This is a genomic window from Methylophaga sp. UBA4204 (genome assembly GCF_002379485.1).
Classification (GTDB): Bacteria; Pseudomonadota; Gammaproteobacteria; order Nitrosococcales; family Methylophagaceae; genus Methylophaga.
In genome coordinates, this window is record NZ_DFTU01000040.1 from 6,114 (window position 1) to 15,125 (window position 9,012).

Annotated in this window: 7 protein-coding genes and 1 pseudogene; 4 read left to right on the plus strand and 4 right to left on the minus strand. The window is 43.9% G+C overall.

Annotation, left to right across the window (positions count from 1 at the left end; all coding sequences use genetic code 11):
- Nucleotides 1-121: 121 nt before the first annotated feature.
- Both rbbA and B3182_RS05690 read left to right on the plus strand, forming a co-directional pair.
- Nucleotides 122-2,899, plus strand: coding sequence for a ribosome-associated ATPase/putative transporter RbbA (gene rbbA / locus B3182_RS05685; protein WP_292357109.1), 2,778 nt, complete (start codon nt 122-124; stop codon nt 2,897-2,899).
- On the plus strand, nt 2,900-4,021 hold the full coding sequence (locus B3182_RS05690) for an ABC transporter permease (RefSeq protein ID WP_292357069.1): 1,122 nt from the start codon (nt 2,900-2,902) through the stop codon (nt 4,019-4,021).
- A 10-nt stretch (nt 4,022-4,031) separates the two neighbouring features.
- Here the strand turns inward: B3182_RS05690 and B3182_RS05695 are convergent, their stop codons facing one another.
- From B3182_RS05695 to B3182_RS05710, 4 genes are all read right to left on the minus strand, one after another.
- Nucleotides 4,032-5,591, minus strand: coding sequence for a methyl-accepting chemotaxis protein (locus tag B3182_RS05695; RefSeq protein ID WP_292357067.1), 1,560 nt, complete (start codon nt 5,589-5,591; stop codon nt 4,032-4,034).
- Nucleotides 5,592-5,595: 4 nt separating this feature from the next.
- Nucleotides 5,596-6,174: an SCO family protein gene (locus B3182_RS05700; RefSeq protein WP_292357065.1), complete on the minus strand. Its 579-nt coding sequence runs from the start codon at nt 6,172-6,174 to the stop codon at nt 5,596-5,598.
- A gap of 159 nt (nt 6,175-6,333) precedes the next feature.
- Nucleotides 6,334-7,005 (minus strand): HAD family hydrolase, encoded by a 672-nt coding sequence (locus B3182_RS05705; protein WP_292357063.1) that lies wholly within the window; start codon nt 7,003-7,005, stop codon nt 6,334-6,336.
- Nucleotides 7,006-7,110: 105 nt separating this feature from the next.
- A complete protein-coding gene (locus B3182_RS05710) occupies nt 7,111-7,749 on the minus strand; it encodes an arylesterase (RefSeq protein ID WP_292357061.1) in 639 nt (212 codons plus the stop codon).
- 28 nt (nt 7,750-7,777) lie between these two features.
- On the opposite strand from B3182_RS05710, the gene B3182_RS05715 reads away from it, so the two are divergent.
- Entirely contained in the window at nt 7,778-8,509 is a 732-nt protein-coding gene (locus B3182_RS05715; RefSeq protein WP_292357059.1) for an ABC transporter ATP-binding protein, read from the plus strand.
- Nucleotides 8,506-9,012 (plus strand): annotated as a pseudogene (locus B3182_RS05720) (ABC transporter ATP-binding protein); the annotation flags it as partial. The gene B3182_RS05715 and the pseudogene B3182_RS05720, both read left to right, overlap by 4 nt.

The window sequence follows — 9,012 nt, forward strand, 5'->3', positions numbered from 1 at the left end:
TCCCACAGGATCTGTTGGATACCTACATATTGCGTGTAAAAACCGGACTACCCGGTGTCGCATATGTTCTTGAAGATTCCCAGGGAGAATGGCCAGAACATCTGGCAGTGAGGATTCCTTGATGACAGCGTCGGCATTGTCTGCGTTGGATGACAATCGCCTGGTGGCTGTGCTGAAAAATATCAGTCTTTGCTATGGTAAAACACAAGCGTTAGATGATCTGAGTCTCAACATTCCAGCTGGAATCATGGTGGGCATTATCGGGCCAGATGGTGTTGGCAAATCCAGCTTGTTTTCATTGATTTCCGGCGCACACGCTATTCAGCAAGGTACGATTGAAGTGCTGGGGGGCGATATGCGAAAACCACAGCACCGGCAGAAAGTTTGTCCCCGAATTGCCTATATGCCTCAAGGGCTTGGTAAAAATCTTTATCACACACTCTCCGTATTTGAAAATGTCGATTTTTTTGGTCGTTTATTCGGTCATGATCGGCTTGAGCGTGAACAACGCATCAGTGAATTGCTGGAAGCTACAGGACTTACAGCGTTTGCTGATCGTCCAGCAGGTAATTTATCTGGTGGTATGAAGCAAAAACTGGGGTTATGTTGCGCGCTGATTCATGATCCGGAGCTCCTTATTCTGGATGAACCGACCACCGGTGTGGATCCGTTATCACGACGCCAGTTCTGGTCATTGATTAAGCGTATTCGAAGTGATAATCCAGCGATGAGTGTGTTGGTGGCAACTGCCTATATGGAAGAGGCCGCAGACTTTGACTGGTTAGTGGCAATGAATCAGGGGAGGGTTCTCACCACAGGCACGCCCCAACAAATACTAGAGCAAACTGGTACCAGCTCACTGGAATCAGCTTTTATAGCGTTGTTACCGGAAGCGCTACGCAATCGTCATCAACCTGTAGTTATCCCCCAACGCAGAGAATCATCTCATGATGAATTTGCCATTGAGGCAGATAATCTCACCAGAAGATTTGGTCATTTTACCGCGGTAGATCAAGTGACTTTCCGTATTCCACGTGGCGAGATTTTTGGTTTTCTCGGCTCCAATGGCTGTGGCAAAACCACAACGATGAAAATGCTGACGGGTCTCCTGGCGGCTTCAGAAGGACAAGCCAGATTATTTGGCAAAACCATTGATCCACATGATCTGAGTATCCGCCAACGGGTGGGGTATATGACGCAGTCATTCTCGTTATACGGTGAACTGACGGTAAAGCAGAATCTGGATTTGCATGCACGATTATTTAAACTTCCCTCAAATAGCATTTCAGCCAGAATAGATGAGATGGCAAAACGTTTTGAACTGGAAGCTGTTCTGGATAGTTTGCCGGATGCTTTACCGCTTGGCCAAAGACAACGATTGTCACTCGCAGTAGCCATGATCCATGGACCGGAAATGTTGATTCTGGATGAACCGACTTCGGGAGTTGATCCGATTGCACGTGATGTGTTCTGGCAGATCATGGTGGACCTGGCTCGGCAGGATGGGGTAACCATTTTTATTTCAACGCATTTTATGAACGAAGCGGAGCGTTGCGACCGGATTTCATTGATGCATGCGGGAAGGGTATTAGTAACTGATACGCCGGAGAATTTAAAAAAGGCCAGAAATGCCGCTTCATTAGAAGATGCTTTTGTCGATTATTTGCAAGAGGAGGTACGGCGCCAGGAAAATCTGCAAATTACTGATGAAAGCGCTAAAAATTCGATAAAAACCAATAATAAAAATGACACCCCATCTGCTTCGCTTACAGGCTTCAGTCTGCGCCGCTTATACAGTTACAGTCGACGTGAGACACTTGAATTAGCTAGAGACCCCATCAGATTAACCATGGCCATGCTGGGCACATTATTGCTGATGTTTGTGGTGGGCTACGGCATCAGTCTGGATGTAGAAGATCTTAAATTTGCAGTGCTTGATGCCGATCAATCAGCGACCAGCCGTGATTACACGCTTAATTTATCAGGATCACGTTATTTTATTGAACAACCTGCGTTATATAGCCATGCCGAAATAGAGCAGCGAATGCAGTCCGGCGAACTCAGTCTGGCAATTGAGATCCCGTATGGATTTCGCCGGGATCTGGCTCGTGGCAGACCGGTGGAAATTGGCGCCTGGATTGATGGCTCAAGCCCAACTCGAGGTGAGAATATACGTGGTTATGTGCAGGGAATGCATAGTCATTGGCTGACTATGAAATCAAGGGAAATACTGGGATCGTCTGTCACGGCACAACCCGCCACCATCGAAGCACGCTTTCGTTATAACCCTGATGTAAAAAGTCTGATAGCCATTGTACCAGCGATGATTCCATTGCTGTTGATGCTGATTTTATCGATATTAACGGCACTGTCGGTAGTGCGTGAAAAAGAGCTTGGCTCGATTGTGAACCTGTATGTCACCCCGGTGAGTCGTATGGAATTTTTACTCGGCAAGCAATTACCCTATATCGTGCTGGGTATGCTGAATTTTGTCTTATTGGTGTTGTTTGCAGTATTCCTTTTTAAGGTGCCGCTGACCGGGAGTTTCATCACTCTGATGTTTGCGGCCTTGCTGTATGTATTTTGTGCTACTTCCCTGGGCTTGCTAATTTCAGCCTTCACTCGTAGTCAGATTGCGGCGTTATTTGGCACAGCGTTGTTAACCTTGATTCCGGCAGTGCAATTCTCGGGCATGATTGATCCTGTATCGTCAATGCAGGGCCTGGGGCGATGGATTGGTGAGGTTTATCCTGCCACGCATTTTTTGACTATTACCCGGGGTGTGTTTTCCAAAGGCCTGTCTTATTCGGATTTACATTCTGCATTTACCGCTTTATTTATTGCTGCACCAATATTATTGTTGGTTGGTGTTATGTTGTTGAAGAAACAGGAACGATAAATGGCCTTCAGCAATATCCTGCAGCTTGGCATCAAAGAACTTCGTAGCTTGTTACGCGATCCGGTATTGATGGTCTTTATTGTTTACGCGTTCAGTTTGTCAATTTATGCAGGTGCAACAGCAATGATTGATTCATTGAATAATGCCCCGATAGCAATTGTTGATGATGACCGTTCACCATTATCCATGCGTATTGTGGATGCTTTTTACCCACCCTATTTTTTGCCCCCTGTGCTGATTGAATATCATGAGATTGATGCCCGGATGGATATGGGAATTGATACCTTTGCCTTGCATATTCCAGCAAATTTTCAACGTGATTTACTGGCAGGTCATCAACCCGCTATTCAGTTGAATATTGATGCAACCCGCATGGGACAGGCGTTTACTGGTAATAGCTATGTACAGTCAATCGTCAGTAGTGAGATTGACGCCTTTATGCAACGGCATCGGCAGGAGAGTGTGAGACCAGTTGATTTGGTGTTACGCGCAAAATTTAATCCCGAATTGAATAGCCAGTGGTTTGGCGCGGTAATGGAGTTAATTAATAATATCACCATGCTATCGATAATATTAACTGGAGCAGCACTGATTAGAGAGCGCGAGCATGGCACGCTGGAACATTTACTGGTCATGCCTGTTACGCCATTTGAAATTATGACCAGCAAGGTTTTTGCCATGGCATTAGTGGTCATCACAGCAACATCTTTATCTTTATGGCTGGTGGTTCAGACCTGGTTATCGGTTCCCATCCAGGGATCGGTCTGGTTGTTTTTACTGGGCACCTTATTTCACTTGTTTGCGACCACTTCACTGGGTATCTTTCTGGGCACAGTTGCCCGATCAATGCCCCAATTTGGCTTATTGCTGGTCATGATTCTATTACCCTTACAAGTACTGTCAGGGGCCAGCACACCCCGAGAAAGTATGCCGGATATTATTCAATACATTATGTTACTGGCTCCTGATACCCATTTTGTGATGTTGGCACAATCGATTTTGTATCGAGGAGCCGGTTTTACCGAAGTTTGGCCACAGTTTCTGGTTTTGATTTTGCTGGGGAGTGTTCTATTTGGTTTATCGTTAAGTCGTTTTCGAAAAACCATTGCTTCAATGGCGTAATTATAGGAAATCAGGTTTTAAATACATTGGCTTTATCCCTGATAACTGAACCAATTTGTTTGATATCTGTATTACGCTCAGAGTTTTGTTTTACTGCAATTTCAATATCACTATTCGAATCTTGAATATGGTGCAAAGTCTGACTTATCTCTGCTGAAACGGCACTTTGTTCTTGCATCATTTGTGAAATGGATAGATTTAAGACGTTTATTTTATTTGAAAACTCTGCAGAATCCTTTATTAAGGAATTGGTTTGTTTGACTATCTCTATAGCTGCTTCACCATCGCTATTACTTTCTAAAAGCCTGCCCATCACCGTATCGGTTGATGCATTAATTTTTTCTGCAACGGCCATAATTTCCTGAGTGGCATTCTGGCTTTTTTCTGCCAAGTTACGTACCTCAGAGGCAACAACCGCAAAACCTCGACCATGTTCACCAGCTCGTGCTGCTTCAATTGATGCATTTAATGCTAATAAATTGGTTTGTGATGCAACTTCAGTTATCAGAGAAACAGAGTTCTGAATAGCACTTGTGTCAGCTTGTAAACGCTCGAATTCCATTTTTACTTCGCTAAGTTTATTGATGAGTGAGTTGACTTTAATAGACGCATTATCAGACATTGACTGACAATTATTGAGCTGTTCAACTGTCTGTGTAGAGAGGCTTGCCGCATTATCAGTCGTTCTGGCAACTTCACCGATGCTAGCTGACATTTCTAGACTGGCAGCTGCAATTGCTTCGACGCGTTGGCTCTGTGTCGTTAAAGAGGATAGGTTTGATGATGAACTGATAACAGATAATTCAGTCAGCTCGTCTAATTGAGTACCTGCCGTTTTAAACTCATCAATCGTCCGATTCATCAACCCGTAAAAGTCTTGTACTGATTTTACAAATGCTGAATCCGCAGGACTTTTCGCCTGAATATTTTTCATATCAAGCGTCAGATCGCTTTGTTGGGCGGCGACCTGCATGGCGGCCATAATCTGATTAGCTAATTGATATTGTGAATTCATTCTTAAACAAAAAAACACCAACACAGCCGTTTCCAAAATCACAAATGTAGCGTGTACAGCAAATGTTGCCCAATCACACTGTTGGCCGTATACCACAAAGGGCATGCTTCCAATACTGAGGTCTGAGAGTTGTAATGGAACAGATACCGCATGATGAACTGCGATTACGGTGGCAGCTACCAGTAAAACCCGATAATCACGCCAGATAATAAGAAATGCCAGTGCAGCGAAGATATGAAAATGCATTTCCAGACGACCTAACTGCTGCATGATCAAAATCATCGACATTATCATCATTGCTGCTGACATAACACTTCTTGAAATCAGTGTGCCGGGCAGCGTTTTATATACATACCATGCAGCCAAAACAATGATGAGAGCTGGAATGGCGCCATTCAGATGTGTTCCGTAGCCCATGGGTACGATAAAAAAGATAAACGGTAAATGAGCGGTTAATAACCAGAGTACAAACTTGTCATTGCTGACATTATCTTTCCATTTTCGTTGGTTCACATTTTCATCAATAGTTTGTACTGAAGCATTTTTAGTTTTCATTGGGTTATTTTCCGCGACTTTGCAGTATCAGTAAGTCATCAATAATGTGCTGACTATTTGGTGACCGATAGGTAATTAAACCTTTAGCATTAGGATGATAAAGATAGATGTATCCAGCGTGATGGATATTAGTTTTACTCATTGAATAATTTTCTGGAAAGAAGGACATAAGTTGTTGTACCGCCTGGGTATCTGCAGGAACTCGTAAATGCATGTTTGGCGAGAACTCAGACAAGTATGATTTCAATGTCTCTGATGAGTCGTTTTCAGGATTTAAGCCAATAAAAACATAGTTCATTTCGCCCTGATACTGATTTTTAACCAAACGTAGCTGATTAATATTGGCTGGGCAGGTAGATTTACAGGTGCTGAAAAGACCGGTTATTAATAGAGGCGAGGGATGCGCATTATCGAGTTCAAGGTGTTGAGGTTCAAGCTGAATACGGGTTTCCAGGCCATTAAGTGAACCTGGCAGGATAGCTGCCACCAATTGATGTGAACTCACTAGAATCAGCAAAGCAATACTCACCAACATTAACGTGATACATACATGGATAGCTTTTTTGATTGGTGGTATTGGCATTATTCACAAGTTCGTAAGCTACTCTAAACATCAAAGCGATAAGAGTAATGATTAAGAGGATTAAAGCGATGAGAATACGTTTAAATGGGTGAATGAGCTGTGAAGAAAAAGCGCTATCGGGTGTGAATTAACGAGTGATACTGAAAATTATGAACAGCTTCACGTTTTTATTTCACAATAATCAAAAAATCTCTGATCTTGCCAGGAAAACTGGTCGAGTGAATTTAATGCAGAGCGAATAATATTGAGGATGGAAGCATCAGCCATTCGCCTTGAGTTTACATAAATAACCTGCATTCCCGCTTCATGTGCTGCTTTAACTCCGGTAGGAGAGTCCTCAAATACCAGGCAATGATGTGGTTCCACTTGCAGGTTTTCGGCGCTTTTCAGATAAATTTCTGGATGGGGTTTGGTGTTTTCCACATCATCAGCAGTTTGAATCGAGTTGAAATAGGCTTCGATGTCCAGACAACTCAGCACTGTGTTACAAACCTGTTTTGGAGCGTTGGTGGCAAGTCCGATTGGAAGATTACTGAGCTGAATGTGTTTCAATAAGTTGAGTGCACCTTGCATGGCAAGGGGCTTTTTTTGGATATGCTGACAGACGTGTTCAATGACTTGCTGCTGTGAGGTTTCCAGTGAAAATGGTCTGTGCGCTTTTGCTGACCAATACTCCGAAACTTCCAACATATTCATATTGCGAGTCAGTAACTGATCCGTTTCCGTGACCGAAATGCCATAACTGGAAAAAACGGTTTTTTCAGCGTGATCCCATATTTCCTCGGAATCAATCAAAACACCGTCCATATCAAAAATGATGGCTTTAATCATCTGTAATCTTGTATTTTTGATAGTACATAATTAATTGATTCATCAGGCAACAATTATCTGTTAATGAGGTCTGATAATGCGTTCAAGGAAACCAGTGAATGTATGTTATTCAAGTAATGCCAGTAATTCAGACCAGATATTGTCGAGTAACTGTGGCTGAGCTTTTGCCGTAGGATGAATTCCATCAGCCTGCATCATGGCCTCGCCATCATATACATCAGCAAGGAAAAAGGGCACAAAAGACAGATTATATTCTTCTGCAAGACTGGAAAAAACATTAGCAAACGCTGTGGTATAACGTTGACCATAATTAGGTGGGATTTCGATGCCCACCAATAATATTTCGGCACCATGCTGTTGGGATAACTGAATCATTTTGGCCAGATTAGTTCGAATGACATCGGGTGGGAAACCGCGTAACCCGTCGTTGCCGCCCAACTCAATCACAACGATAGCGGGATCATGTTTGTCCAGTAAATCCGGTAATCTGCGTAAACCACCGTCGGTTGTTTCACCACTGATACTGGCATTGGCTACATTCCAGGTTCCGGGTGTTTCCTGTTCAAGGCGCTCTTTCAGTAATTCAACCCAGGCAGCATCACTGTCGATGCCATAGGCTGCACTGAGGCTATCGCCAACGATTAACAGATTTTTTCGCTGTGTTTCAGCCGCCTGTGACTGGAAACTGACCAGGACCAAAAACAGCCAGATAAACAATGTTTGTGTAGGTAATAAGGTTTTCATAACCGCCAATTAATTATGTGAGGAAAGTATGTCCACAGATAGACAACCGGATCCGTCAAACGACTTCATGATACAGGTACAAAATCTGTCACATTCGGTTGATTTGGGCACCGATAAACTGTCGATTTTACAACAAGTCAATATGGACATTCGTAAAGGCGAGTCTGCAGCCATTGTCGGGCGTTCCGGTTCAGGTAAAACTACCTTACTCGGGTTACTGGCAGGACTGGATTTACCAACCAGTGGAAAGGTCAGTCTGGATGGTCATCTCATCAGTACTTTGTCAGAAGATGAACGTGCCAGTCTGCGTTCTCAGCGCGTCGGTTTTGTATTCCAGTCTTTTCAATTGTTACCCACATTATCAGCTATTGAAAATGTCATGTTACCCATCGAGTTAGCCGGTTTAGCTGATGCCCGGGATAAAGCTGAATACCTGCTCAAACGGGTTGGTCTAGGTGAGCGAATGCTACACACACCACGACAATTATCGGGTGGTGAACAACAACGGGTAGCCATTGCCAGAGCCTTTGCTGTGAATCCTCAAGTGTTATTTGCAGACGAACCTACCGGTAATCTGGACACCCGAACGGGGGAGGCGATTACTGAATTATTAATGAATCTGAACAGTGAACACGGCACTACGCTGGTGATGGTGACGCATGATCAACAGCTGGCAGAGCGATGTCAGCGATATTTCATCATTGAGGCGGGTGTGCTGCATGAAAAAACAGAAAAAAATGCAGAGGTGTTATCTGCATGAACGTAACGGCTAAAGTGATTTCGTTCACCCAGGATTTACGTGAGCGAAATGTAAAAGTCATGTTAATGGCGATGATCATAGCTGTAGCAACTGTGGCAACTATTAATGCTTTTGCAGATCATCTGCAAAGAACATTAATGACATCGGCCAGTGCATTTTTGGCAGCAGATCGTCAGTTAAACAGCCGAACCAATGCTCCCATTCCAGATGCCTGGTATGCCGAGGCAGAAAAGCAAGGTCTTCAAGTTGGCCGCATGATTGAGTTTGGCACCATGGTTTCTAACGAAAGCCAATTTCAGCTGGTTGCCGTCAAAGCGATTGATAATGCCTATCCACTTCGAGGTGAAATTGAATGGCAGGCCGATCTGGAGAGTCCGAGGCAAGTCTCATCCTCTGGCCCTCAACCCGGCGAAGTCTGGTTGAATCCCCGGCTTATGCGCTTATTGGAATTACGGCCTGGTGATGCGCTGGAAATTGGCGCTACTTCCCTTGAAGTGACTGGC

Excerpts from the sequence above, each read along its gene's own strand:
- rbbA (WP_292357109.1), top strand. The coding sequence starts at position 122 with ATGACAGCGTCGGCATTGTCTGCGTTGGATGACAATCGCCTGGTGGCT.
- B3182_RS05690 (WP_292357069.1), top strand. The coding sequence starts at position 2,900 with ATGGCCTTCAGCAATATCCTGCAGCTTGGCATCAAAGAACTTCGTAGC.
- B3182_RS05695 (WP_292357067.1), bottom strand. The coding sequence starts at position 5,591 with ATGAAAACTAAAAATGCTTCAGTACAAACTATTGATGAAAATGTGAAC.
- B3182_RS05700 (WP_292357065.1), bottom strand. The coding sequence starts at position 6,174 with ATGCCAATACCACCAATCAAAAAAGCTATCCATGTATGTATCACGTTA.
- B3182_RS05705 (WP_292357063.1), bottom strand. The coding sequence starts at position 7,005 with ATGATTAAAGCCATCATTTTTGATATGGACGGTGTTTTGATTGATTCC.
- B3182_RS05710 (WP_292357061.1), bottom strand. The coding sequence starts at position 7,749 with ATGAAAACCTTATTACCTACACAAACATTGTTTATCTGGCTGTTTTTG.
- B3182_RS05715 (WP_292357059.1), top strand. The coding sequence starts at position 7,778 with ATGTCCACAGATAGACAACCGGATCCGTCAAACGACTTCATGATACAG.